24 protein-coding genes and 3 tRNA genes are annotated in these 26997 nt (G+C 38.7%); 7 read left to right on the top strand and 20 right to left on the bottom strand.

Annotated features, from left to right (window positions below):
* Positions 1–19 precede the first annotated feature (19 nt).
* The gene (locus A9Q68_RS00135; RefSeq protein WP_131814164.1) at positions 20–460 is read left to right on the top strand and encodes a hypothetical protein; all 441 of its coding nucleotides are present in this window, start codon (positions 20–22) and stop codon (positions 458–460) included.
* Positions 461–521: 61 nt separating this feature from the next.
* Here the strand turns inward: A9Q68_RS00135 and A9Q68_RS00130 are convergent, their stop codons facing one another.
* Positions 522–1259: an HAD-IIB family hydrolase gene (locus tag A9Q68_RS00130; protein ID WP_071792626.1), complete on the bottom strand. Its 738-nt coding sequence runs from the start codon at positions 1257–1259 to the stop codon at positions 522–524.
* A 12-nt stretch (positions 1260–1271) separates the two neighbouring features.
* Positions 1272–1760: a prolyl-tRNA synthetase associated domain-containing protein gene (locus A9Q68_RS00125; RefSeq protein ID WP_071792625.1), complete on the bottom strand. Its 489-nt coding sequence runs from the start codon at positions 1758–1760 to the stop codon at positions 1272–1274.
* A gap of 159 nt (positions 1761–1919) precedes the next feature.
* Here A9Q68_RS00125 and A9Q68_RS00120 point away from each other — a divergent pair, with 159 nt between their 5' ends.
* Together A9Q68_RS00120 and A9Q68_RS00115 are read left to right on the top strand one after the other, a co-directional pair.
* The gene (locus A9Q68_RS00120; RefSeq protein ID WP_071792624.1) at positions 1920–2813 is read left to right on the top strand and encodes an ABC transporter ATP-binding protein; all 894 of its coding nucleotides are present in this window, start codon (positions 1920–1922) and stop codon (positions 2811–2813) included.
* Entirely contained in the window at positions 2810–4027 is a 1218-nt protein-coding gene (locus tag A9Q68_RS00115) for an ABC transporter permease (protein WP_071792623.1), read from the top strand. The genes A9Q68_RS00120 and A9Q68_RS00115 overlap by 4 nt, the downstream gene beginning before the upstream one ends.
* Before the next feature lie 74 nt (positions 4028–4101).
* Here the strand turns inward: A9Q68_RS00115 and A9Q68_RS00110 are convergent, their stop codons facing one another.
* The 9 genes from A9Q68_RS00110 to A9Q68_RS00070 form a co-directional block, all read right to left on the bottom strand.
* Positions 4102–4710, bottom strand: coding sequence for a VTT domain-containing protein (locus A9Q68_RS00110; protein WP_071792622.1), 609 nt, complete (start codon positions 4708–4710; stop codon positions 4102–4104).
* 280 nt (positions 4711–4990) lie between these two features.
* Positions 4991–5899 carry an AEC family transporter gene (locus A9Q68_RS00105; RefSeq protein WP_071792621.1) on the bottom strand — a complete coding sequence of 303 codons (909 nt, stop codon included), beginning with the start codon at positions 5897–5899 and terminating at the stop codon, positions 4991–4993.
* Positions 5900–6008: 109 nt separating this feature from the next.
* Positions 6009–8915, bottom strand: coding sequence for an NADH-dependent flavin oxidoreductase (locus A9Q68_RS00100; protein WP_071792620.1), 2907 nt, complete (start codon positions 8913–8915; stop codon positions 6009–6011).
* Between the two features lie 14 nt (positions 8916–8929).
* Positions 8930–9685: a type I 3-dehydroquinate dehydratase gene (gene aroD / locus A9Q68_RS00095; RefSeq protein ID WP_071792619.1), complete on the bottom strand. Its 756-nt coding sequence runs from the start codon at positions 9683–9685 to the stop codon at positions 8930–8932.
* A gap of 237 nt (positions 9686–9922) precedes the next feature.
* Positions 9923–10807 (bottom strand): shikimate dehydrogenase, encoded by an 885-nt coding sequence (locus A9Q68_RS00090; protein WP_071792618.1) that lies wholly within the window; start codon positions 10805–10807, stop codon positions 9923–9925.
* A 12-nt stretch (positions 10808–10819) separates the two neighbouring features.
* Complete coding sequence (locus tag A9Q68_RS00085) at positions 10820–12055, bottom strand: MFS transporter (RefSeq protein WP_071792617.1); 1236 nt, start codon at positions 12053–12055, stop codon at positions 10820–10822.
* A 74-nt stretch (positions 12056–12129) separates the two neighbouring features.
* Positions 12130–13407 (bottom strand): MFS transporter, encoded by a 1278-nt coding sequence (locus tag A9Q68_RS00080; RefSeq protein ID WP_071792616.1) that lies wholly within the window; start codon positions 13405–13407, stop codon positions 12130–12132.
* A 42-nt stretch (positions 13408–13449) separates the two neighbouring features.
* Positions 13450–14307 (bottom strand): SDR family NAD(P)-dependent oxidoreductase, encoded by an 858-nt coding sequence (locus tag A9Q68_RS00075; RefSeq protein ID WP_071792615.1) that lies wholly within the window; start codon positions 14305–14307, stop codon positions 13450–13452.
* Between the two features lie 54 nt (positions 14308–14361).
* Positions 14362–15198: a sugar phosphate isomerase/epimerase family protein gene (locus tag A9Q68_RS00070; RefSeq protein WP_071792614.1), complete on the bottom strand. Its 837-nt coding sequence runs from the start codon at positions 15196–15198 to the stop codon at positions 14362–14364.
* A gap of 157 nt (positions 15199–15355) precedes the next feature.
* On the opposite strand from A9Q68_RS00070, the gene A9Q68_RS00065 reads away from it, so the two are divergent.
* Entirely contained in the window at positions 15356–16261 is a 906-nt protein-coding gene (locus A9Q68_RS00065) for a LysR family transcriptional regulator (RefSeq protein WP_071792613.1), read from the top strand.
* A 68-nt stretch (positions 16262–16329) separates the two neighbouring features.
* Here the strand turns inward: A9Q68_RS00065 and A9Q68_RS10925 are convergent, their stop codons facing one another.
* The 6 genes from A9Q68_RS10925 to rlmD form a co-directional block, all read right to left on the bottom strand.
* Entirely contained in the window at positions 16330–17280 is a 951-nt protein-coding gene (locus A9Q68_RS10925; protein ID WP_240494196.1) for a DUF459 domain-containing protein, read from the bottom strand.
* A complete protein-coding gene (locus tag A9Q68_RS00055; RefSeq protein WP_071792612.1) occupies positions 17264–17836 on the bottom strand; it encodes a GNAT family N-acetyltransferase in 573 nt (190 codons plus the stop codon). Before A9Q68_RS00055 ends, A9Q68_RS10925 begins: the two co-directional genes overlap by 17 nt.
* A gap of 94 nt (positions 17837–17930) precedes the next feature.
* Positions 17931–18602, bottom strand: coding sequence for a putative quinol monooxygenase (locus tag A9Q68_RS00050; protein ID WP_083426007.1), 672 nt, complete (start codon positions 18600–18602; stop codon positions 17931–17933).
* A complete protein-coding gene (locus A9Q68_RS00045; protein ID WP_071792611.1) occupies positions 18599–19513 on the bottom strand; it encodes an amidohydrolase family protein in 915 nt (304 codons plus the stop codon). The genes A9Q68_RS00050 and A9Q68_RS00045 overlap by 4 nt, the downstream gene beginning before the upstream one ends.
* A gap of 177 nt (positions 19514–19690) precedes the next feature.
* Positions 19691–22879 carry a M14 family metallopeptidase gene (locus A9Q68_RS00040; RefSeq protein ID WP_071792610.1) on the bottom strand — a complete coding sequence of 1063 codons (3189 nt, stop codon included), beginning with the start codon at positions 22877–22879 and terminating at the stop codon, positions 19691–19693.
* A gap of 499 nt (positions 22880–23378) precedes the next feature.
* Positions 23379–24734, bottom strand: coding sequence for a 23S rRNA (uracil(1939)-C(5))-methyltransferase RlmD (gene rlmD / locus A9Q68_RS00035; protein WP_071792609.1), 1356 nt, complete (start codon positions 24732–24734; stop codon positions 23379–23381).
* Positions 24735–24825: 91 nt separating this feature from the next.
* Between rlmD and recX the strand changes: the two genes are divergently transcribed.
* From recX to A9Q68_RS00020, 3 genes are all read left to right on the top strand, one after another.
* The gene (gene recX / locus A9Q68_RS00030; RefSeq protein ID WP_071792608.1) at positions 24826–25602 is read left to right on the top strand and encodes a recombination regulator RecX; all 777 of its coding nucleotides are present in this window, start codon (positions 24826–24828) and stop codon (positions 25600–25602) included.
* 80 nt (positions 25603–25682) lie between these two features.
* Positions 25683–26216, top strand: a complete 534-nt coding sequence (gene ntdP, locus A9Q68_RS00025; protein ID WP_071792607.1) for a nucleoside tri-diphosphate phosphatase — start codon at positions 25683–25685, stop codon at positions 26214–26216.
* Positions 26217–26275: 59 nt separating this feature from the next.
* Entirely contained in the window at positions 26276–26590 is a 315-nt protein-coding gene (locus A9Q68_RS00020) for a DUF960 domain-containing protein (protein ID WP_071792606.1), read from the top strand.
* Between the two features lie 98 nt (positions 26591–26688).
* On the opposite strand, the gene A9Q68_RS00015 is transcribed toward A9Q68_RS00020, so the two are convergent.
* The 3 genes from A9Q68_RS00015 to A9Q68_RS00005 all read right to left on the bottom strand — a co-directional run bounded on the left by A9Q68_RS00015 (position 26689) and on the right by A9Q68_RS00005 (position 26955).
* Positions 26689–26760, bottom strand: a tRNA-Glu gene (locus A9Q68_RS00015).
* A gap of 10 nt (positions 26761–26770) precedes the next feature.
* Positions 26771–26844, bottom strand: a tRNA-Ile gene (locus tag A9Q68_RS00010).
* A gap of 38 nt (positions 26845–26882) precedes the next feature.
* A tRNA-Thr gene (locus A9Q68_RS00005) sits at positions 26883–26955 on the bottom strand.
* Between the last annotated feature and the right edge of the window lie 42 nt (positions 26956–26997).

Raw genomic sequence — 26997 nt, 5'->3', positions numbered from 1 at the left:
GGATATTAATATACTTGATTTGAGAGACACTTTTTTACCCATAAATGCCCATGCCATCGAGACTTTTATCACTGATTATCTAACACATATTAATATACCTCTAAAGAATTTGGAAGAAATCAAAGAGAATATTACCCATGTCTTAATTTCCAATTGGGAAGATTTTGTTCCTGAAATGAAACAACATTGGAACCCTCTAAAAATAGGTATTTATACTTCGATTGGCAAACATCACTCCAAAATGGTTTGTGACTACTTCGCTGTTTCTATTTCAGAAAGTTTCGCAAATATCATACCAATTACGGAAAAAAGATCATTTAATGATAGTTTCGACATTATTCTTACCGATATTGTGATTCCCCAGAACCAGCTCCGTCTCAATCAAAAGTCGATGATTATTAATCTATTTCCAAGTCGACAGGATGTTCTCAATTTGATGGACTTAATTATTAACAATTAATTAAAAAGTTGAAACATATCTTTAAAAAGAGAGTCAGGATAGTATCACTGACTCTCTACTTTTATTTTGTAATCCAATAATCTAATTTTTCTACCAAATCTTCAACTGCTATCGATTGATATTTTTCCGATGCTATCAAATCTCCAATGACAAAGCCTTTCGTCGCATTGTTGAGCATTGTAATATCATTTTGGTCATTACCAAAAGCAACGAAGGGCTTTTGACCAATCAAAAATCTCAATGCAGAGTATTTATTTATTCCTTTCGCAGTGATAACCAGCTCTTTTTCTGCTTGATGGTAGAGAACCGTTGTATTGGGCATTGATTCCAGTAGCTGAGCTTCTTCTGCTTCAATATTGAAGAGAATTATTTTGCTCACATTTTTTTCTGTCAGGGCTACCTCTTTAGCTAAATGTCCTGGATCTAATTTCCCTAAAATATGATGTTGCAGGTCAGAAATTTTTGCACTATAGTTCCAGTCATAATCTACTATATAATCCAAGTCTTCTTTCTCAATCAATTGAAAACAAGTCACAATGGTATTAGGATTTAGATATTCTGTCAGTTGAATCTGCTGATTCTTTCTATACATAGCTCCATTAGCCCCAATCAGGTCACAAGTTTGAAAATCTTCCAAGAGGGGCAGCATATCTCGAATGGGACGAGCGGAAGCAAAGATCAGAGTTGCATTACTCTGTAATGCTAATAATTTTTCTTTTACTCTTTGCTCAATAGCTCGGCTATTAAACACAATAGTCCCATCTAAATCAAAAACAAAAATATTGGTTGAAGCTGGCATTAAATCTCCTTTTTATAGGTTAACCTTGTGGACCTCAAATCCCAAGTCCTCAATAAAGCGTAAAACGTCCTCAGTTTTGACAAAGATTGTTTTAGTGTTGTCATTAGGGTGGAAAGTTTGAATCGGCTGATCCAAAATTTCGGTATCAAAATAAACCTGAATGTCTTTTTTATGGTTATTGATGAGGCCGAAGGGGGAAACAACCCCAGGTCTTAAGCCCATTTTCTCCTCTAGACTCTGAGGAGAAGCCATTCTAATACGATTGGCATGGACTAGGTCTTTGAAAGAATCCATATTCAAGGGCTTGGTATCATCCATAACAACAAGATAGTAAGCTGTTTTTTTCTTATTGGTCAGAAACATGGATTTGGTACGGACGCCTTCATAGCCCTCAATGTAAGCGTCAGCTTCTTCCGTTGTTAAGGCAGCTGGATGTTCCACAATATCATAAAAAATATTCTTCTTGGCTAATTCCTCAGCTAATTCTTCAAACGCAGACATGGTAACAATCCTACTTTCATTTTAATATTATTTTATATAAATAAAAGCTCTTGGTCAAATTTTAAAAAAATAATAAAATCATTTGACAAAAAATGTAACGTTTATTATACTACTTTTGTAAAGCAACCTTTACTAAAATGAAAATTTAGGAGTTTGAATATGCTAACTATAAATCATTTGAGCAAAGCCTATGGTAATACTCCCGTACTGAAAGATTTATCTTTTGACATTCAATCTGGAAGTATTTGTGGCTTTGTAGGGAAAAATGGGGCAGGTAAAACAACTTTTTTCCATTCCTTACTGCACTTTGTCACTTATCAAGGACAAATTTGTCTTGATGGGGAAACAATTACCAAAAAAGCTTATCCTAAAATTGGCTATTTACCAGAGGAACGCAGTTTAATGCCTAAACTAAGTGTCCTTCAACAAGTTTCCTACTTAGCTCGTTTAAAAGGAATGACTGATGTTGAAGTCAAAAAAGAACTTCCACTTTGGATGGAACGGCTAGAAGTCAAAGGTAAACCAAGTGATAAAATTAAAAGTTTATCAAAAGGGAATCAACAAAAAATTCAATTAATCATTACACTTATCCATAAACCTGATTTAATTATTCTCGATGAGCCCTTTTCTGGTCTAGATCCTGTTAATTCAGCTATTCTAAAAAAAGTCATATTTGCGGAAAAAGAGCGTGGAGCAACCATCATCTTCTCCGACCATGTCATGACCAATGTTGAAGAATTGTGTGACCAACTGATTATGATTCAAGATGGACAAATTGTCTTAAATGGAAGCATTTCCGATATTCGCAATAGCTTTGGCAAAACCAGACTTTATTTATCATCTGAAGTTGCTATTGATTGTTTAAATGATATCCCTGAAATCTTGGAAATCAAAAAAACAAATCAGGGACAATGGCGTCTTATTTTAGCCAATGAGGAAGTTGGCAAAGAAATCTTTAATCGTGTCTCTGCTGGTCGCTATTTATCAACCTTTGATCAACAAGCACCATCTATTGATGATATCTTTAAACTGAAGTCAGGAGCTCTCTCATGAAAGAAATATTAATCGTTTGTAAAGAAACCTTTTTAAGACAAGTTAAATCTTGGTCTTTCTTACTCATGGTCATCTCACCCTTTATCTTTATTGCTTTTTCATTGGGGATTGGTTATCTCAGTGGCAATTCAGCTTCAAAAAATGACAAAATAGCCATTGTTGTTAGCGATAAAGCCATGAAAAAAGCCTTCCAAAACATTGAGGATAAGACCTTTTCCTATAAAAGTGAAAAAGATGCTGCCAAAGCTCTAAAAAAAGAAAAAATTTCAGCCTATTTAATTGTTGACGCAAAAGATGCCCTTGTTAAAGGTATTTATAAGAGTAATGACAGCATAGGAAGGAGTCAAAAAGTCCTCCTAGAACAAAGCTTAGGATTACTTCAAAATCAAGTCAATATTCAAAAAGCTCAGATTTCACCAGACCAGTTAAAAACTTTAAGTCAAGAACCCCAACTAAAAGTTGAAACCGAGAAAAAAAATCAATACAATGCTATCAGTAAGTACATCTCTTTCTTCGGTGTCATCTTTATCATGTATTTTATTATTCTGATTTATGCTTCCCAAACTGCCCAAGAAATTGCCAGTGAAAAAGGGACTAAAATTATGGAAGTTATCTTTTCCAGTGTTTCCGCTGAGAATTATTTCTACGGTCGAATCCTTGGAATCTTCGCCGTTATTCTAACCCATGTCTCTATTTATGTGATTGGTGGTTTAGTGACCTATCATTTGGCCAATAAGATGGACAATATGAAAGCCATGATTGCTGGAAGCAAACCCTTAATCGAATCTGTTTTCAAACATTTAGACTGGTCTATTTTAGCCTTTGGAGTATTTGGCATCCTCATTTATGTTATCTTAGCAGCCCTTTGCGGTTCACTGGTTGTAAGACCTGAACAAGCCCAACAAGCAGCTCAACCAGTCATGTACCTGGTTATCGCCGGTTTTGTCGGCTCCTTCCTCTTTGGACAAGAAGGCAGTGATGTGCTACTCCTCAAAATTGGCTCCTACATTCCCTTTATTTCAACCTTCTTTATGCCCATTCGTTTAATTAATGGCTATGCTGATCTAACTCAAAGTCTGATTTCCTTAGCTATTTTAGCTCTTAGTGCTTTCTTATTAACCAACTTTATCGGAAAATCATACTCTGGTTTAATTCTCCAAACAGACGATATCGGTTTCTTTAAAGGACTCAAAAAAGGACTTGCCCACAAATAAGAAATCCAAATAAAAGCCTAGGATTAAGCTATCCTAGGCTTTTGATTGATCAAAAAGAGACCAATTGGTCTCTTTTATTTGCTTGATAATTGACGTTTAACTGCTACGAAAATAATTGGTAATACCGAAACAAAGATGATTCCCAACATGATCAGTTCAAAGTGAGCTTGAACAAAAGGGATACTACCAAAGAAGAATCCTGCTAAAATCCCAACGACGACCCAAGCAAGTCCACCGATGATATTATAATGCAAGAATTTCTTAGCATCCATTCGTCCGATTCCAGAAATAAATGGAATAAAAGTTCTCACGATGGGAACAAATCGGCCTAGTGAGATTGCAATATTACCATATTTTACAAAAAATTGTTCCGTTTCAGCAATATGACTGTCTTTAATAAATTTACCGAAAAAAGGTACTCTTCTCAGAGCTAGCCCATATCTTTTCCCTAAGGAGTAGTTAACATAATCCCCAATAATAGCTGCAAGGGCTAATAGGATAATAAAAGGGATGGGATTGTAGGCACTTTTGGCAATAGAGGCACCGGTCATAAACAAAAGCGAATCCCCAGGTAGGAAGGGAAAAAAGACCAAGCCAGTTTCCACAAAAATAATGACAAAGATAATTGCAAATGCATAAAGACCATAATTGGTCAATATCATATTAATAAAATCAGTAAACATAATATTCCTTTAGTTTTTCTTTTTTCTAAGTAATAGCATAGCAGAAAAAAAGGGCTATTACCAGAAAAGGTTATTTCCAAATCTGTCAGTTAAGCTTTCCTTAAGCTTTGCTGGCAGAATTAGCTCCCTTTACCAAAGGAAGAATGGCTAGAAATAATATATGAGCAAGAAGTTCATATTTTCAAACCAGATAAAGTCTGAGTAAAAACTCCTATGTTCAAATCAGATGATGTCTGAAGGAAAATGAAATTGGAGAAACAATTCGTCATTTCAGATCACTTTAAGCTTGTATAAGAATAAATAGTGTTATTAAGACAATGCTAGAGATGATGGTTAAGGAATTGATAGTTGCTGGAGTCGAACTCTTGCTCCCCAACTCACGCGCAAAGAGCGGTGAAACTACTGCGATTGGTGCCAAGAGACAAACGGTTAACATATCTCTGACAATTGCGGATACTGGCAAAAGATAGACGAGGGCAATCATGATTCCTGAGCCTAGTAAGCGCAGACCTAGCAGACGACCAATTTCGACAACTTCTTCTCTATTCATCCGCAAATCAACCATAATCCCTAAGACCAACATGGCCATAAAAGGATTGGCGTCGGCACCAATTTTTAAAATGGTTAGGACAGCATCCGGTAGCTCAATGTGTAAAAGAGCTAAACAGAAACAAAAGAGGTAGGTACAAAAGGGGACGGAATGATAAAGTTTTGCCAAAAATTTCTGCAAGGTCATGCGTCCATCCAATTTGGCTAAGCCACTTGCCATAGAGACATTGCCACCAAAAACCATAATAGCATTGCCAATATCAAACAGAATAACTGTTAACAAATAGGATGCTGGGAAGAAAGACTGAACAAAGGGAAAGGCAAAATTCCCCACATTGTAGCCAGCTAACTGAATAATTTCCTGGGAAGCTGCTACAGCTTCTTTGCCACGACTTTTGAGATAACCAATCAGCAACATCAGAAAATTAGCTAGTAGGGCAACCAACATCGGTATAAATAGTTGGCTTGAAATAGTTATGGCTTTTGCGGAAATCAGGAGTGCACAGGGCAGTGTTACATTCATAACCACTTTGGCCATGGCTCTGCCTTCCTTGTCCGAGATAATGCCTCCGATTTTGAATAAATACCCCAGCAGGACCACTAATACAAAAGCGCTAGCTTTGATGAGAATATCTAACATTTTAACTCCTTTTTTACCTTTACTAGTATACCACATTCTCAGCTCGGCCATTTAACCAAGCAAAAAGCCCAAATGATCACTCACCTGAGCTTTTGCTAGAGGAAATTCTTTAAATTTTGGCTGCTAGACTTTCGGCTGCTAATTTACCTGAAGTAAGGGCCCAAGCATTGTTTGCCCCTGATGGTGAGTCTGTTCCCATAACCCCACCAACGACTTCTCCGGCCGCATAAAGACCAGAAATAACATTGCCTTTACTGTTTTCAACTTCTAGTTTATCATTAACCACAAGTCCACCCATTGTTGTGGCAAAACGCGGACGTTGCTCAATCATGTAGTAAGGACCTTGGCCAACTTTTTCTTGTAAAAAGCGGAGCTCACGTTGGAAGTCTTGGTCTTGACCAGCTTCAACAAAGCCGTTGTAACGAGCTACGGTTTCAGCAAGGCTAGTAGAATCCATTCCTGCTAATTCAGCTAATTCTTCTAGGGTATCAGCGTGGAAGAGATATGGTGTTGTTTGGCCGTTGGCTGCTAACCATGAGTCAACTTCAGCTTCTGAGATACCACCTTCAGCTATTTCTTTGCGGAAAACATCAAAATGGCTTTGGTCTAATAGTAGGTACAACAATTTAGCTTTTTGTTCCATCAAGACTTCTAGAATGTCATGGTTACTTGCTCGTTCATTAACCACGCGCTGACCGTCGGTGTTGACTAAAAGGCCGTTTTGTTTCAGAACAACTAAGTTACCTCCGATGGTTGATTTGGCATAGCCTGGTGCTACTTCGACCCCATTTGGATAGATTTTTCCAAATTCCATGAGACGGCTAGCGGCGTCAATTTCTGGTACTTGCGCCATCATGAGGCCTTCACCCATTGATGAGCTTGTTCCGTAGAAGAGAACACCTTTGAGTTCATCTGTAAGGAGGGCCTTGTTATTACCGTAACCACCTGTTGTTAAGATAACCCCTTTGGTTTGGATGCGGTGGGTTTTACCTGTTTCTTCTACCGCTACTAAGCCTGTTACATTCCCTTGGCCGTCATGTAAGAGTTTCTCTGCTTTTGTTTGTAATAGTAAGGTTACGCCTGATGCTGCCATTTTTGTACGGACTGTATCTGCGAAGCCATGTCCCCCATGGGCATAAGCCAATTCACGGTCTTTACGGTACTCGGCTAAGATATGCAAGCCTTTGTCGTACTGAACACCGATATAATCGTGAACCCAGTCAGTTGCTTGGCCAACATTCTCGGTTAAGAGGCTAAGCAATTCTGGCACGTTTTTATGGTTACCATTGGCCATGAAATCTTCGTACATAAGTTCTGGACTGTCATCTTGCACGCCTTCTTCAAGTTGTAAGCGTGAACCCATAACCACTTGGTTACCACCAGATACAGAAATGGCACCCCCAATAAAGCTGAGTTTTTCAACTAATGTTACTTTTAAGCCTAACTCATCAGCTCTGAGGGCTGCGGCAATTCCGGCTGCCCCACCTCCAACGACAACTAGGTCGGCAGTTTCTTCAACGACTTCAGTTGAGCGGACGACTGTTGGTTTTGGACGTGCTTTTAAGACATCAACGGCATCTTGTCCACTGGCTTCAAGAACGGCGTCTGAAACCCCATCAATAACCCCTTGGCTGGTTGAGGATGCTCCTGAAACGGCATCAACATTAAGGGTTTGGAAATCAATGATTTGTTTTGGCATTTTTTCAAAGACCAAATCAGAAAGTCCTGCTGATTCACCAGCGCTATCAATTTCAATAGCTGTGATAGCTGAATCACTGAAGGTAACTTTCATTGGTAATTCGCTGTTGTGGCCATGAGCCATGACACGATACTCACCAGCTTTATATTCCAAAGGTTTGGTCATTAATTCTTTGAGACGCTCTGCTTTGGCAGCTTCGGCAATGGTGTCTTTAACCAAGAAGAAGGTGTCATCCATAAATTTCCACAAAGGGGTAGGGATAACTAATTTTTCACGATCATGCACATCAGCAAAGGCAGGAACTTGTTGGTCAGCCATGATGGCTTGAGCCCAATCATTCTCTACCAGGTATCCTTTTGCGATAGCTACTAAGTCGTATCCAGCGGCTAAGGCATCTTCGGCATCCGCTTTTTGTAAGATGCCGCCAACCCCCATGACTGGGACTTGGGCTAATTTTTCTGATTTAAGCTTGTGGTATTTGGCAATAGTTGGCTCTAAGTCATTGGTATCAACGATTGAAGTTCGTAAGTAGGCTCCCATTGAGAAGTGAACATAGTCTAGTCCTTCTTCTGCCAAAGTATTGAGCAGGTACATGCTGTCTTCGAAGTGGATTCCTGGTTCTTCCAATTCTTCTGGTGAGAATCGGTAACCGATAATGAAGTTTTCGGCTCCTTCTTCTTTAACGGCTTGGTGGGCTGCTTTTAATACTTCCAAGGGGAATTTAGCTCTTTTTTCTCGGCTGCCACCCCAAGCATCTTGACGACGGTTAGAATGTGGTGAGAAGAATTGTTGTAAGAGATAAGTGTTGGCACCGTGAAGTTCGACACCATCAAAGCCTGCTTTTATGGCACGACGAACAGCTTCTTTAAAGTTGGCTACCATTTCTAAGACTTCTTGGTGAGTCATTTCGGTTGGTACTGGTGCGTTTGGGCGAAGGGCTGCTACTGCTGAGGAAGAGATTGGTTTCGCACCACCATTCATCTCTGGCCAAGCCATACGTCCTGCATGATAGATTTGAATGAGGGCTTTTGACCCTTTATTTTTGATGGCCTGCGTGAGGCGACTTAGGCCTTCGATTTTATCATCATGGTCAATACCAAGTGCACCGAAGAAACCACGGCCTTTGTCTTCAACAAAAGCACTTTCAACGATGATGGTCCCCGCTGTTCCAGAGCGCTCTGCATAATATTTAATCAATTCCTCAGTGATGGAACCGTCAAAATAGGCTGATTGTGTCGTCATAGGTGCCATGGCGATACGATTTTTTAAAGACTGTCCATTTGGTAATGTTAGCTGATCAAGTAATTCTTTAGTCATAACTCTTCCTTTTCCTAGTTCAATTTAAAGGTTGTCAAAATTTGGCGCAATAAGCCAACTGGTACTTGTCCTGGTGCTGATGCTTCTTGAGCAGCACCGAAGGTTGCGGCAGACCCAAAAGCTTCTCCAGAAACCCGTGTTACCATTCCCAGCGAACCCATAGACATGGTAATCAAGGGTTGCTCAAGTTTTTGTCTTGCTTGCGCTGTTGAGGACATTAGGGTCAAAACATCTTGATTGCTTTGTGGCATCACTGCAATCTTACAGATGTCAGCACCTTTTTCTTCCATCATGGTCAGGCGTTCAACAATGGTTTCTTGACTTGGTGTTTTATCGAAATCATGATTACACATGATTATTTTGATTGCTTTTTCATGTGCTTTTGTGATTAAGTCTGCAACTCCAGCCTCTGGCATAAAGAGTTCCACGTCTAATAAATCAAGGCTCCCATGCTCAATTAATTCTTGATAGAGTTTGAAATAGGATTCATCAGATAAGGGACAAACGCCACCTTCCTTGTGTGTTCTAAAGGTCACTAGAAGAGGTTTTGCTAATGTTGCTTTGACTTGTTTAGACAATTTAGCTACTTCTGCAAAGTCTTGGACTTTTTCAAAATGATCAATACGCCATTCCACAAAATCACAATCAATTTCACTGATTTCTTTGGCTGCTTGGATAATAGCCTCTGCACTTTTGGCGACGATAGGCACGATAATTTTAGGTTGACCTTGGCCAATGACCAAATCTCCAATTGTTACTGTTTTTACCATTTCTTTAACACCTTTCCTTTTCTCATGAAAGCTATTGGACCACTTGCTACCGACTAACAAATTCAGCCGATGATAAATGTGATACTTTTCACTAATAGTATAGCATGAGGAATTTTTAAAATCTAATGCATCTTTTTTTATGAATCAATAGATATTTTTTATATATTATCGATGAAAAAACCTGATCCATTTGCAAACAAAAACAGCATGACCATGCATGCTGTTCTTTTTCAGATTTTAGTTTTCTTCCTTAAAAAGTAAATCTTTAATATAGTCTACAGGCATATCTTCTCCTGTAAATAATTTGAAGGCTTCAGCACCTTGATAAAGCATCATACCTAAACCATTAATGGCTTTTTTAGCGCCATGTTCTTTAGCGAATTTCAAAAGTTTTGTTTCTGCTGGGCTGTAAACCACATCAAAGACAACTAAATCCGGACGAATCACTTCTGGATCATTGATTAAACTTAAATCTTCTAATGGTTTCATACCAACACCAGTTGCATCAATATAAATTGATGACTCAGCAATGGATTGTTTAAAGGCAGCATCGTCAGCTAAATCAGTTACGCTTGCTTTAGTATTTGTTCTGCTGTTAATTTTTTCAACCGTTTTTTCAGCATTGGCAAAAGCAGCATCTTTGGGATTGAAGATACGGACTTCTTTAGCCCCATCCAAACCGAGTTGAACAGCAATAGCTGTACCTGCACCACCTGCACCAGCAAGGGTAATAATTTGGTCCTTAATATCCACCCCTTCTTCTGCAAGGGCACGAACAGCACCTGTACCATCAGTGACATGACCAACTAGGTGACCTTTACCATCCTTGTTAACCACTGTATTAACTGCACCAACAAGTTCAGCTGCTGGTGAAATCTCATCCAAGTAAGGAATGATAGCTTGTTTATTTGGCATTGAAACATTTGAACCGCGGATTCCTAAAGCACGAATCCCTTGAACAGCATCGGCTAATTCTTCGTTACCCACTTCAAAAGCAAGGTAGGCATAGTCTAAACCGAGTTTAGCAAATGCTTCATTGTGCATTTTTGGTGATAAACTATGACGAATTGGTGTCGCAATTAATGAAATGAGTAAAGTGTGACCTGATAAACGTTCTGACATAATAATACCTCTCTATTGATTAAGTCTGATAATGTTAGTTTCTGATAAGAAAACTTTTTTATAACGATATGCAACGATGGCTAAGACAGCTGTTCCGAGCAGTGCTAAGCCAATAACTAGATAAAAGACCAAGCGAATATCACTTTCAGCCAGGATACCCGTAATATAGGGTGAGCCCATAACCGAAACGGATGTTGCCAAAGAATAGTAACTGGTTACCAGACCTCTTCTTTGAGGGAAAAAGTCTAATAGAGTCGCTAGCCCCAATTGCCAGATACCACCAGCAGCAAAGAAACCAATGGCAAAAGTAGCAAAAATTAAGGTGTAAATGGTTGGGAAGACCAACATAGCTGTTAAAGCAAGTGCTGAAATAGTGGTACAAAAGATCATGTAAGCCACAACATTAACCCCACGCTTAACAATGGCTGAAGTGATAAAAACCGAAACGAATGAGAAAATGCTATAAAGACTGACAAACATTAAACTATCCGTTCTGGCAATACCAACAACATTTTCTGCAAAAGTCGGAACCCAAATAATAAAGATATTAAATAGCGAAACCGAAACCAGCGAAAAGACTAATAGGCAGACACCTTCAATAGCAAAATGTGATTGATTCCATAAAGGTTTGGCAGGAGCCAATAGCTCCGCTTCTGAGACCACTTCTTTTTTGGTATCTTTTTGCAATTTAGGAAATGGTAATTTCAAGAGTAATAGGGCATTGCCTGCTAAAAAGAGGGCAGCAGCAATGAAAGTCCAGCCAAAATAGAAATGATTGCGGAGTAAAAAGCTGGTCAGCAAGGGCAGTAAAAATTGACCGACTGAGATAAATGCTTTATTGAGAACAGAAAGGGCACTATTACTATTGTGCTCCTCGAAAGCCTCAACCACAACCGGATATGTGGCAGTATCTAAGAAAGAATTACCAATACCAGCAAAGATAGCAAAAACAAATGCCATCATGTAGTTGCTTGAAAAGATCAAACCTAAATAGAAAATGATGTAAGATAAAACACCTAACAAAACGGCCTTGCGGCGTCCCAGAGCATCTGAAATTAAACCGGCCAAGTTAACACTTAGAACACGACCAAAACCGATAGCACTAATGACCAAAGTAATTTGACTGATCGACGCTTGCCATCTTCCTTCTAAGGTAACCATATTCTGAGAAATAATAATGGCGGCAATTCCTTGAAAAATATAGTTGATATAAAGTGCCCCAATAGTTGGCACATACTTATTTTTCATTGAATGATACTCCTTGCATAAAATTCTTTAAAAGGCTTAAAGAAAGCTAGACATCCTTCTTTAAACGTTATCTCTTAGTCTTTTTTTGAATTGGAAAAGACAGAAACTCCAAAGATATGACCGTAACGTTTACCAGCAATCATCATTAATGCTGCTGAAGCAAAGCCACATACTGATACGAATAACATGATTAAATCTGCACGGTTAGCAGCAATCAATTTAGAAGCTAACATTGGTACAATGTATGATCCAAGAGCCATAACAAAGTAATAGATACTTGTATTACGACCTTTATTTTTATCAAAAAATTGGTTAAGAACTGCATTCCCCATTTGCAACAAGCCACCTGCAGCGAAGAAACCGATGATAATACCTGCAAAAGTTAAAGTTGCTGCTGTTGGAACAAAGTATACCAGTAAACCAGCAAGACCTGCAAAGATAGGACTGATAACAAGCAAGGCAATATCACGAATGCCACGCGCCATTAAGAAAGCAAAGACGATTGTTGCAATTAAACCACCTAATTGGTAGTAAGAAGTAACAGCTGCTGCTCCTGTTTCTGACATGTGAATAACATTTTGGGCATACAATTTAGAAGCTTGTTGGAATAAGTAGAAAGTTGAGTAAATGGTGAAGGCAAAAGCTGATAAGATAACCCCATCAATGGCAAAGTTAGCAGCATTTTGACGACTAGTTGTTTGGCTAGTCGCTGGTTGAGCAGTACTTTGTTTAGCTTCAAGAATTTTGATGGCTTCACGAGCTGAAACATTTTGTTCTTTACGAATATCATTATCTGGGAAGCGGGCGATTAAGACACCTGCTAAAACAAGGATACTAAGAATGAAGGGAACCATAATACCAATTTCAACCGCCATTTTATGACTAACTAAGAATGCTACTAAAAGTGGGTATAACATTGATGAAACTGAAATAAAGGCTTTACTAAAAATTGAAGCTGTTGATTTATTTTCAGGATACATTTCGAATAAAGCTGGGTTAATGGCACCATCATATAGTGAAGTCATAGCTCCACCAATAAAGGCTAAAATATTGGCCATCCAAAGATTGCTTGCTACCAAGAAAGACCCAAACATAATAACAAAACCGATTAAACCAATAACAATTAGGGGTTTACGACCAACTTTATCTGATAAGGCACCAGAGAAAGTTAAGAAGGAAATCTTCCCTAAACCTGTCCAAGCAATAACAGCAAAAACGGCTGCTGCTTCAACACCCCATTTATGAGCGAAGAAATCTGCATTTTGTGAAATAATGATAGCTTGAATCCCATGACAGAAGTAAGTCATCCATAATAGAAATGCTGTGAAATTGTACTTATTGTTCTTAAACATCTTTTCTCCTTTGTAAGCCTGACGAAACAGACTCCTCTTTTTTTACTTATTAGCCTTGATGCGCTCTAGGTAGGCATTGTGCTCTTTTTCAGCATATTGACGACGTCCACCAGGTTTTGGTGTTTGGTCACCCATCATAATGCCGAAGCCACCTTCAACACGTAACTCATGACCATTTGTATAGTCTGAACGATCACTTGCTAGATAAAGAACAGCATTAGCAATGTCCATAGTGTTACCAATACGTTTGTTGGCTGTTAAAGCTTTACGTCCTTTTTCAACTTCAGGATCCGCATAAAAAGCTTCTGATAGTGGTGTTTTAACAAAACATGGTTGAATACAGTTACTACGAACACCAAACTGACCCCATTCAGCAGCCATTTGACGAGACATCATGTTAACGCCTGCTTTAGTGGAACTATAAGCTGCAGAATAAGTTTCTGGGAAAACAGAAGCGATGGTTGAGACATGAACCATATTCCCTTTACCCTGTTTAATCATTTGACGACCGAAACGTTGAGATACCAAGAAATAACCTGTTAAGTTGATATCTACTGTTTGTCGCCATTCTTCCAAGGGTAAATCTTCTAAAGGACAAGCACGAAGCATTGCTGCTGTATTAACCAAAATGTCAACCTGACCAAATGTTTCCACTGATTTAGCAACTGCATTGTCAACCGCTTCTTCCGAAGTTGAGTTAGTGACAATTGCCAGTGTTTCGACACCATATGTGTCTGAAATTTCTTTAGCGTAAGCATTGAGCTCTTCTTCTTTGATATCAAGAAGGACGATTTTAACCCCTTGCTTAGCAAATTCTTGAACGATTGTTTTTCCCATACCGCCGACAGCTCCTGTAACTGCTGCGACTTTACCTTCCAAACCTAACCATTGTTCTGTCATGATATTACCTGTCTTTCTATTATAGCCTATTTTAAAGTAATTGCCGATAGCCTTTTAAACCAACTGTTCTGGCCAAGCTTCCTTAAGCACCTTAACCGTATTGTCATAAGTATGTTGACTCGCATAATCTAAACCTTGAGCCAAGATAGCGTCTGAAATCACTTCAACACCAATAACCTTCGGAGTGATGCCCGCTTCCTTAATCATGTTGACAAATCCAACTGTGTCCTTAGCCCCTGTACCTGGAGCCAAACGGTCATGCATGGATTCGTCTCGGAGAATCGCTGCCGCATATGGGCGATCATAGGCATCATTGATTTGGATGGAGATAACCTTAGCGGCTTGCTCAGCTGTGAGCTGACGATAAGGTTGGTCCGCACGAACCCAGTGCCAAGTGTCAAGAATTAACATGGCATTATCACAGCCAGAGGCGTCTACCACCGCATAGGCTTTGTCAAAATCTGGAAGACCACTGTAAGGCATTGGTTCAACACCAATAATTAAATCACCAGCACGTCCACAAAGTTCTTTTAATTTTTGAGCAGTATAGTCAATGGAATAGTTTTCCATTAATCCACAGTTAATGTGACCAACATTGAACAGACGACACATATGGAAACACATTTGTTCTTTGTACTTTTGCTCATAAGAACGATGCTCCTCAGCCCACTGAACAATATACTCTACTTCAGTGACTTTAATGTCATATTTTTCTAGGATAGCCAAGATATCTTGGTCTGTTAAGCCTTCATTTAAGGCGTCGACATAGGTTTCTGCGCGAAGGCCAATCCCTTCGTAACCTGCTTCTTTGGCTGCTTTAACGCGGTCTTCAAAAAGACAAGTTTCTCCCAAGGTCCAAGAGCTAATGGTAATTGGTGATTCTTTTGACATGATAAGTCCTCCAAAAGTTTGTTAATCTTTTAACATTCATTTACAAATTTATTATAAGTTAAAAAAATCACAAAATCCAATTGATTTTTGAAAAGCTTTCCATAGAAAAAATTTATGGTTTTTGTTAAAATAGAATTATGAACTGAAGGAGTTGCTTATGAATTTACAACACTTACGCTATTTCATCACACTTGCCAATCTGGAACATTACACAAAAGCTGCTCAGCAGCTACATATTACGCAACCAACATTAAGTCATGCCATCAATATGATTGAAACTGAGCTAGGACTACCACTCTTTGAAAAACAAGGGCGAAATATGGTCTTAACAGCCAATGGCCGGGAGTTTGCGAAAGATATTCAAAAAGCGCTCAATATTATTGATAGAAGTGTCTCAAAACTGCAATCCCTTGACCTAGATCAATTAGATATTAATATTGCCTTGTTGAGAATCCTCAGTCATCGAATTGTCCCAAATTTAACAAGACAATTCCTAACCAAGCACCCCCATTCTCCCGCTAACTTTATCTTCTATAATGATAGCGGAATGACAGCCGATCTATTAAAAGGTTTAATAGATGGTAAATATGACTTAGCCTTCTGTTCAAAAATCGATACTGACCCACAAATCACCTTTGTGCCGATTGCAATTCAGGATATGGTCATTGTGGTGCCAAAAGGACATGAACTCAGTCAATTAGGAAAAGTGACTTTGGAAGATACCCTACCTTATTCTCAAATCTGGTTTTCCAAAAAAAGTGGTGTTCGCCCAGTTGTCGAGGAACTTTATAAAGAGTATAAAAACCAAGTCAATATTACCTTTGAAGTTGAGGAAGATGAAACCATCGCCGGCTTAGTGTCACAAAACTTTGGCATTGCCATCCTACCAAAAATGGATTTCCTAAAAACAATCGATGTTGATATCATTGAAGTCGATGTCCTCAAAAATTCTCGCTACTACTACCTGGCTTACCTCAATAACAAAACACAGGCCCCAGCAATCCAAGACTTTATCGATTATGTTTCCAAACAATATCAAATTGAACAAATGAGCCAATCCTAAGGATTGGCTTTTTTCATATGTTAATTTCGAGTTGAAGGCAAGAAAAAAAGCTTATGACATATAAGCTTTTAGGTTAAGGCTTGATAAATAGTCTTGGCGAGGATACGATAGCCCATGCGTCCAAAATGGAGACCATCATCTTTAACACCAATCAGTAATTGGTCTAATGGTACTTCCTTTGTGGCAGCATCTCTGAATGCTTGGTTCAAATCAAGGGCTTGACAGCCTTTGCGTTGACAAACTTCGACAATGGTATGGCCATAGGCCGCAATGTTGGCATTTGTTCTTAGATGCATTTTGCTCTCATCCACAGGTGGGGGCAAGAGAAAATGAATCTGTTTCCTTGGATAACGGGTTTCAAAGATTTCAATCAGACGCTCCAAATTGGCCTCAAATTCATCGATGGCAATATCTCGATCACTGGATAAGTCATTGGTTCCCACCAATACAAAGAGATAATCGGATTCTTCTTCTAAAATCATATCCTGATAGCGGGCTAACAAATCTCGAGTTGAGTTGCCAGAAATGGCTGTGTTATGAATGACTAAATTCTCATCAAGAGCGTGGAGCATGAGGTTAACCATAGGTTGATCCGCATCTTCATGCCTAGCCATTAAGCTATCCCCCGTTAAATGAATTTTTTTGACGACTTTAACTTCTGACAAGGATTGGCAATAAGCAATCCACTTCTCCTGATAGTCTTGGTCATCTAAAATCCTGTCTCTGAGGTCAAGGACGCTATTTATCCCTTGACGCACGGCCTCTTCTGCACAAGTTTGGTAATGCGGCCACTGATCTTGCTCATCATATTGGGCAGGAATGGTCTGCCAGCCTTTTTGATAGGCTACAAATGCTCGGCTATGACCATCAAGAATCGTATCCTGTCCATTTATTTTTCGGATAATGATAGGTTCATTCATAGAGTCCGGATCTTCGGTCAGCCACTCTTCGATGGCTTTTAATTTCCGCTCCGATAAGTAGAACTGACTGACTTTCAAACTGCTAATAGACTTTTCCATTATTCACTACCTCATGTATCGGTCGGGGCGGCTCAAGACCTTGTTTGTGCTCACTCAAGCATTTTTCCATCCAAATCATATCAAACCACTGGTCAAATTTGTAACCCGACCCATGGAATTTACCAACTAAACGATAGCCCAACTTTTCATGAAAAGCCTGACTGGCATTGCTTAAATAGGGTGTTTCTTGAGGAGCTGTCGCAATACAGGCATTACAATTTAGAATCCCTTGCGCCGACAAGTAGCCCTCCAAAACCTGATAGAGTTTGGGACCAAGCCCCTTACTGCGAGTATCCATGGCGACATAAATACTGACCTCACAAGACCAAGCATAGGCTGCGCGAGGATGAAAACTTGAGGCATAGGCATAAGCCAAAATCTTGCCATCCTCTTCATAGACAAGATAGGGATAAAAGGTCTGGATTTTTGCTATGCGCTCTTTAAATTCCTCAAGCGACGGAACATCATATTCAAAAGTAATTGCTGTTTCGGTCACATAAGGACTGTAAATGGCTAAGAGTTGCTCAGCATCAGCAGGACTTGCAAATCGTATCATAAAAGACTCCTTAGATTTTTAGTATAAAATAAAAAAGCCTTGAGGTCAAAAATTCTCCTCAAAGCTTTGTCAATAATAAGACGAAGTCTGTCCTTTATAGAATGTAGTGTGCTGTCCCTTGACTGACAAAGGTCATGCCATTTAGAACTTCTAGTTCTTTATCTTGAACAATGGCTTTTGAAGTCTCAATATACTTCTTAAAGTGGGGGCTTGCTATATGTTTCTCATAAGCATCTTGGTCCTGATAAACTTCAAAGAAATACCATTGACTGAGATCTTCTAAATTGCGACCGCAAAAGAGGGCCAAAACACCTTCTTCTTTAGCAATCGAAGTGGCCATTTCCTCACTAAGGATGTCTTTAAAAGTCGCCGCATCTTCAGGGTCTAAGCTAATTTTTGCCAAACGAATATTCAAAGAAGTGGCATCTTCAAAGACTTTTTTCGTCGCCTTTTCAAAAAGTAATTCGGCTTGTAAGATAATAACCTTGCGACTTTTAAGGCCATCTGTCGCATAATCTAAGAAGGTTTTAAAGTGGTCAGACTGGATGTGTTCCCGATAAGAAGCCTCGTCTTGATAAAGTTCAAAAACCAACTGTTGCTCTGGATTATCATGGTGGCAAGAGGCCATGACTAGAGTTCCCTCTTCTTTTTCAATAGATTGCAACAAATTATTTTTACCCACTTTTTGGAAAGTCTCCAAAGTTGACGGGATAGGTTCTAGCTCAAAGAGGCGCATGATTGGGGCTTGTTTTTCTGGATTGGTCATTCTTTTCTCCCTATTAGTCTTAAGAAATTCTTTTGGAAAATGTCTGCTGTTGCTGATTCTGGCAGTTTCATCTGGGTAATAGCTTGGATAATTTCCTTTGTTGCGCCAGCTGGGGCAATGCCTAATGGTGCGTCTGTCCCAAAGAGGACATGATCATGTCCGAAATAATCAATGGCTAGCTCTAGAGCTTTGCTATTGCCCAAAAGGGCAGTATCCACATAGAATTTACGGAAGTCTTGGGCTAGTTCTGGTGCCAGGATATGATTAATGCGTCCGGCAAAATAAGGGGCCATGGCACCTGCATGATGGACGATGATTTTTAGGTCTGGGTATTTTTGAAAATAGCCAGCTTGAACTAGCTGTAACATGGCCTGTGTTTGTTCATATTCCCAAGAGAAAATGATGTTGTTATCGGGTTTGCGTTCATCAAAAACCGGATGGAGCCATAAGGGAATAGCCTTTTGGGCACAAGACTCAATAACTGGAGCAAATGTTGGGTCAGCTATTGATTTACCTAATTGCCTGGTAAAAATCTGAAAGCCTAAGGCATATTTCTGATTAGCAAAGCTTTCAATAATCTTTAAACAAGCCGGAATGTTATTCATGGGCAACATGAGGACCGCTCCATAAAAGATATCTTGGTTAGCTGCTACTAAATCCAGCAACTCTTGATTGGCCGATTGAACCATCATTGCTGCTTGCTCCGCTTCTAAATAATCTTCTGGATTGGTATTGACATATGACAGAACTTGCTTAACATGGTCTTGTGCTGCTTGACGTCGAGCTTCCATGTTAGCTAATAAAGGGTGTTGGACAAAAGGCATTTTTTCAGGGATACTAGGGGCTATTTTTAAGATAGCATCTTTAAATTGGGGTAATAAGACATGGGCAAAGACATCAATTTTTTCCATAAGAGCTCTCTTTTCGCATATTTTCTCCATTATAGCAGAAAATAGATAATAATCCCGTCTAAAAAGAGCATGACTTAAGAATTCTACTTGAGAAGGAATAGGTCTGATTTTTCACAGCAAAAGAAGCTAAGGTTTCCCTTAGCTTCTTACTGCGTCTTATCAGATTTTTTTGATATCTTATTCTTCTTCTTCACGACGTTTTAATGCTGCGAAGAGTCCGCCACTTGCAACGAGGAGGCCAGTAATCCAGAAGATTTGGCTTTCTTTCATGCTGCTGTTTCCGTCAGCAAGTTCAGGTAAGCCAGCTTTTTCAGCAGCTGGAGCTTCTTGTCCGTAAGCAACTTGTTGGTAAACTTGAACTTGTTGTCCATTGTGATTTACTGTTACAACTGTGTTGTTGTCAGTTGCAGGTTTATGGCAATCACCTTCTACAAATTCAGTTAAGTTTGTACCGAAGATAGCGTTACTTACCCAACGGTAGAAGTTAATTGTATGTGTTTTGTTAACTGGATTTCCAGCAAAGATGAACATTGGTTGTCCTTGGAAGATACCACTGACAGCAACTGTTTTATTTGCTAGTCCTTCATGTTGTGGCCACCAACCTGATACATAGAAGTCACTTGCCTCGATATTTGCTAAACTCATAAATCCTGCTGGAATTCCTTGAATCCAAGAACCAGAGTTTGCATAGTAGAGTGCATCAGAACCATATCCACTTGTGTAAGGGCTATTAGTATCAAGGTCAATCTTCATTAAGCCTTCGTAGCTATAACCTTCATCTTCATTTGTCATAGCTGCATCGAAACCGGGAAGTACACCTAGACTTTCAAGTTTAGCCATGGCAACTCCGCCAAGTACGATAATTGGTTTTTTACCAAGAATACTTGCATCAAATTCGTCATTATCAAGTACAATAACATCTGCTTGGTCTGCTGAATCAACAACATTAAAGCCCATTTGTGCTAAGGCAAGACTGACTTCAGCCGGTGAATTAAAGCCAAGTGAAGCATTTGGATTACCAGGTGCATAAACATTCATTGCTTTAAGGGTTTGTCCAACTGGCACCATACATGTTGGTTTAGCATAGAGTGGATAGGTAGCAATAACACTTTCATATGTTGCTTTATCCATTACATAACCATCGTCAGTTAAATAAACATTTTTGCCTGCTTTAAGAGCTGCATTAACGGCTTGGACTGCAGCCAGAGAGTTATTTGATACAATATAGTATTGTTTGTCGGTTGTTGCTGTACGAGGTGCGCTTGTTAAGGTTACGTTACCAAGTTTTCCTGCAAAAAGACTTTCTTGATAGATAGCATCAGCTTTGAAACCACGCATTGCTGGGAAATTCATTACTAATTCAGCATACATTGCTGGCCATTCTGACTCATTAGCTCCTTGGTAAAGGACGTGGTTGGCATATCCTCTCTTAGCTTGTGCCATGTCAATGACTAAATCACCAGCTTTGTAGCCTGCTACGTCTTGTGTTAATTGGTTAAGAATGACACCATTACGACGGAAGTAATCAATCATCTTAAAGGCTTGGTCTGTATCACTTTCTGTAGAAAGTGTCATTGGAATGACATAATAATCTGGGAAGAAAGTTGGGTTCCCATTTGTTGGTCTTCCTTTAACAGAACCATCAACAGTGACTAATTCGTTAGCGGCAGCCTCTACTTCAGCTTTATGAATACCACGAGAATAGAATTCCAAACGTTTCTTCATTAACTGGTCACTATTTTCTAAATCATAATTAATCCCTGCTAATACTGCATAGTAGCCTGCTTTATAGGACTCTTGGTTTGTTCCAGGTACTTCGATGGTATGTCCTAAAATTCCTTGATATAAACCATAAACAGCTGTGTAGCCTGAGAAGGAATCATCCCATCCTGACCCATAGTCGAACATTGGTATGATGTAGCTGTCATATTGTGAGTTAGTGATTCCAGCATTACCCATGGCTTGTGCGCCAGCAACTAGATTATCCTTAAAGAGATCATATTCAAAGTTAGGATCATGTGGAGGCGTACATGGTTCAATCAAGAATTCTTTTACAAATCCGTGAACATCAAAGATAGCAATTGGGTTCCATTTGTTGATTTGCTCAACAATAGCACGTGTTTCTGGATTGGTTTGATAACCTGTATCACGGTTAGGATCAAGTCCATTGTCCAAAGCGCGTGTATTTGCGATATCTCCATCTGGATTTTCAGTAAAATCAAAGAGTAGGATAACTTTTTCCAATAATTTTGGAATATCCAATGTTACTGTCATTGGAGTATTGTTAGCGTCAACAGTTTGATAGTCAATCACAGTTTGTCTTGAGAAAGCTTCAAATAATCCCCTAACAATATCAATACCAGGTTGTTCATCAGCATGGGTATTATTGATGAGAATCGGTAATTTATAATCAAATTGACCTTGAGCCAAAAGTTTTAAAGCTTGGTCAGGATTTAGTAACATTGATGGGGTTGTATTATTAAGATAATTATCAAGGCTTGCTTGATCTTTAGCAACAATCCCCATTTTAATATCGTTGCCCAATGCACTCTGACCAATTGTTTCTACTTTAACTAAACGGTCAGTAGCATGGTTTGCTGCAACGTCATCTAGTGTATTTAGGAGTTCTTCATGTGTTTGATAGTCTTCGTAAGGTCGAAGAATTAATTCTTTTGTAATAACTGTTAAACCATCTTGACTCACTCCTTGAAGGGTATAAGTTCCCATATAGTCACGGTAAGTTCTTCTGATATTGTTTGGCCAACGTAAACTGAGGTCAGGGCCAAATAATGGTACGATTTCGATTTGATAATCTGTCCCAGTTGCTGTTTTTGTTTCTGTTACAGTGTAAGAAGGTGCTCCAGTAAATGTACCTGTTTTCATATCATAAAGATTAGTTGGTAATTTTGGAATAGTCCATTTCATTGGGCTTGTTGTTGGAGCAGAGATGTTCACTTTATTTGTAACATCCATATAAACAGTTTGACTTGGCTCTGCTTTAACTGTAGGTGTAGCAGTTGCTTTAGGTGTTACTGCAGTAACAGCCGGTGCAGGGGCAGCTGTTGTTGGGTCAGTTGTTGGAGCCGGTGTTGTAGCATCAGTTGTTACTGGAGCAACAGGTGCAGTAACGCTAGCGTCTGTAGTTGTTGCTGGAGTTGGTGCTTCAACAACAGGGGCAGCAGTTGTTGTAGTTGTTGGAGCAGCTACAGTTTGAGCTGTTGCTGGTGCAGTTGGTGCTACGGCTGCAACATCTTCTGCTTGAGCTTGTTGTGCTAAAGCAAGTGTAGCAAGAAGTAAGCAAGAAGCTGATAATCCTTTAATAACTCTATCAGCGTAAGTGGAATGACTAGTATGCAATTTAGCCATGACAGACCTCCTAAATTAGAGTTTTTTTACTCATTTATTTCTTTATTTCGCCCTCATTTTATCACAAGGAATATCAGTTTGCAACCGCTTTCAAAGTCTTTGGAGTATTCAAAAAAATAGAATTATTGTAATTATTTTAATTTTATTCACATACTATTTAGTTGCAAAATAATTAGTCAAAATCGAATATTTTATAATTTTTTATAATAAAGTTTAAAATTGATAATTATAATAACTATCCTATAATTTTTTTGTATTTATTCAAAAGAAGCCCCTTTTATATATATTTTTTCGTATCCTCTAAAAATACTATAAAATCTTTTTTTATGTCCTTATAAGAATATTTATTCTTAAAATATAAAAAGAAAAAGCACAATTGTGCTTTTGTCTTAAAATTGTTCATTTTGTCCTTAATTTTTATGTGGCTATTATAAAATAACTACTAATATATATACTTTTTTTATATATTTCCAAACATAACATGACTTTGATAGAAGCACTACTTGCGGAGTAACTTAACAACAGCCTCAGTACGGGAAGTGTGCGGAAACATATCCACCGACTGGATATACTCTACTTGATAAACTTTTGCTAATTGAACCAGGTCTCTTGCTAAGGTTGAGGTGTTACAAGAGACATAAACCATTTTTGCTGGTTTATAAGTTAAGATGGTTTTTAGTAATTTTTCATCCAATCCAGTTCGTGGTGGATCGACAATGATGGCATCTGCACGATAGCCTTCTTGATACCATTTGGGAATCAGGTCTTCAGCTTTGCCTGTTTCATAATAGGTATTGGTAAATCCTAATTGTTCAGCATTGCTTTTAGCATCAGCTATGGCTTCTGGGATGATATCCATTCCTCGTAAACTCTTGACCTGTTTGGCATAAGCAAAACCAATGGTTCCCACACCACAATAGGCGTCTATGATATGGTCCTCTTCAGAGACATCTAAGGCTTTGACAACTTGGGCATATAGTACTTGCGTTTGTTGGGGATTGAGCTGGTAAAAGGCTCTTGGGGAAAGGGCAAATTGGGAATCCAAAACTTCTTCTTCAATGCTTTCTTTGCCCCAGATGATTTCTGTTTCCTCGCCATAAATCTGACTACTTTTACTTTTATTAATATTGATTGCAATTGACTTGATATCTTGATGCATGCTGACTAAATTTGTGATCATTGGGGCAAGTCGGAGCTCACAACTACTTACAAAAATCAATTGGACTTGACCACTACTTTGACCCCGTCTAATCATGACAGTTCGTAAACCAGCAATTTTACGTTCATTGTAAATTGGCAATTTATGCCGATCTAATAATTTTACAATATCATTGAGAATGGTTTGTGTTGTCTTGTCTTGAACCATACAGTCATCAATCGTTACCAAGCGGTGACTACCCTCAGCAAATAAGCCTGCATGGACTTTTCCACCAAAGGCTCGTGTTTGAAATTGCAGTTTGGCACGATAATGCCAAGGGTGATCCATGCCAATGGTTTTTCTCACTTGATAAGATTCATATCCTGCCGGTTTAAACTTTTTCAGACTTTGTTGGATTATATCCTCTTTGTAATCCAATTGTTTGGGATAGGCTAAGTGCATTATCTGACAGCCACCACATTCTTCATAAATAGGACATTTAGGGGCAACACGATCTTTTGAAGCCTTGAGAATAGTCACTAATCTTGCTGTCATAAAGCGCGGTTTTACGGCTGTAATTTGGCAGAGAACCTCCTCACCGGTCAAGGCGCCTGTGACAAAAACTAAGGTTTTCTGATAATAGCCAATACCCTCACCGTTAATGCCCATGCGCTTGATTTTTAGTTTAATTCGTTGTTTCTCTTTAATGTATGGCATCTTGTCCCTTTTCACGTTTTCTTAGAAATTTCTATCGATTACAATTTTCTCTTCCCATCTATTTTACCATTAATTTGTTATAATGATTAGTATGAAAATAAGCAAAATCGAAAAGAAGAAACGTCTTTATTTATTGGAAATTGATGACTCTGAAAGACTGTATGTTACCGAAGATACCATCGTTAAATACATGCTGTCAAAAGATAAGGAATTAAGTGCTGATGAATTAGCTGAAATTAGGGAATTTGCCCAATTTTCGTATGGTAAAAATCTTGCTCTTTATTTCATCTCTTTTCAGGTACGTACGAAGAAACAGGTTCGCGATTATCTCTTAAAGAATGATATTGATGAAGCTTCTATTGCCCCTATTCTTAAAGATTTAGAAGATAATAATTGGATTAATGATGCCAAATATGTGGAGTCCTTTTTACGGCAAAATGCTTTATCCGGTGATAAAGGACCACAGGTTTTAAGGCAGAAATTAATGCAGAAGGGGATTAGCACGGGGTTAATTGATCAGGTCATTGATCAATTTGATTATTTCCCTCTAGCTGTAAAGCTTGGCCAAAAGTTCTTAGATAACTATCAGGGTCGTCTGCCGGAAAAAGCTTTGAAGGATAAAATTACGAAGTCAATTCTTACTAAAGGTTTCTCCTATGACACTGCCAAGGCTGTTGTGGGAAGCCTCCATTTTGAGCTTGATCAGGAAGATAGTGATGCGCTTCTAGAAAAGGAACTTGATAAGCAGCACCGCAAATTTAGCAAGCGCTATGACGGTTACCAATTACAGCAAAAACTTTTTGCAGCTCTCTATCGGAAAGGCTTTGATCCTGATGCCATTAACCGTGCTTTGCGCGAATACTTATAAGTCACTCAAAATGAGTGATTTTATTTTTTTTTTGTGTTAAAATATATCAGATAAGTTTAATTGTAGAAAGTTGGTAAGGCATGAAATTACCTAAAGAAGGCGACTTTATTACAATTCAAAGTTATAAGCATGATGGTAGTTTACACCGCACTTGGCGGGATACTATGGTACTAAAGACAACTGAAAATGCTATTATCGGAGTGAATGATCATACGCTTGTTACTGAAAGTGATGGTAGACGCTGGGTGACTCGGGAACCTGCAGTTGTTTACTTTCATAAAAAATACTGGTTCAATATTATTGCCATGATTAGAGACAATGGTGTTTCATATTATTGTAACCTAGCTAGTCCTTATGTTCTTGATGGGGAGGCTCTTAAGTATATTGATTATGATCTAGATGTTAAAGTATTTGCAGATGGTGAAAAAAGATTATTAGATGTAGACGAATATGAGATGCACAAAGAAAAAATGTGTTACTCTGCTGATATTGATTATATCTTAAAAGAAAATGTTAAGGTTTTAGTTGATTGGATTAATCAGGAGAAAGGGCCTTTTTCAAAAGCCTATATCAAAATTTGGTACAAACGTTATCTTGAACTGAAGAATCGTTAATAAAGTTGAGCACTCCTCTTTTTGGAGTGCTTTGCTTATCGCTTAGAAAGGATAACCCTATGGCTTTTCAAAATACAAAAGAACGCTATGCAAGTTTTGGAGTTGCTACTTCGATTGCACCTGAAATTATTGACACTTTCTGGCAAATTATCGACGAAAACTTGAGAGGTGTCTTCCCACTCGAAAATATCTTACTTTTCAAACTGATTCGAAATGATAAGCGCAAGCTATCCATCGAATACCATGATAAGAAAAATGAAACACTTATTGTTTTTGATTATGACTATCCTTATGACCCATTCTTACCCAAATATGTTTATGCAGTGGATAATGCTGGGATTGAAACCATCCTCTTAAATCATGAGTTACATTAACTAAGATAAAAAGACCTCTAATGAGCCTATCATTCTGAGGTCTTTTAAATGTCTCAAAAAATAAAATAAAAAAACTCTTCATAATGAAGAGTTAACGATAGTCCGTACGGGATTCGAACCCGTGTTACCGCCGTGAAAAGGCGGTGTCTTAACCCCTTGACCAACGGACCAAAGTTATAATGGGCACGAGTGGACTCGAACCACCGACCTCACGCTTATCAGGCGTGCGCTCTAACCACCTGAGCTACGCGCCCAAGCTTACGCTTGGAAAATATATTGTTTATAAAAACAATGCCGGCTACATGATTTGAACACGCGACCCTCTGATTACAAATCAGATGCTCTACCAACTGAGCTAAGCCGGCTAAAGTTTTATGCGGGTTAAGGGACTTGAACCCCCACGCCGT

This window comes from Streptococcus bovimastitidis, assembly GCF_001885095.1.
In the GTDB taxonomy this organism is placed as follows: Bacteria; Bacillota; Bacilli; order Lactobacillales; family Streptococcaceae; genus Streptococcus; species Streptococcus bovimastitidis.
This window is presented reverse-complemented; position numbering and strand designations above follow the sequence as displayed.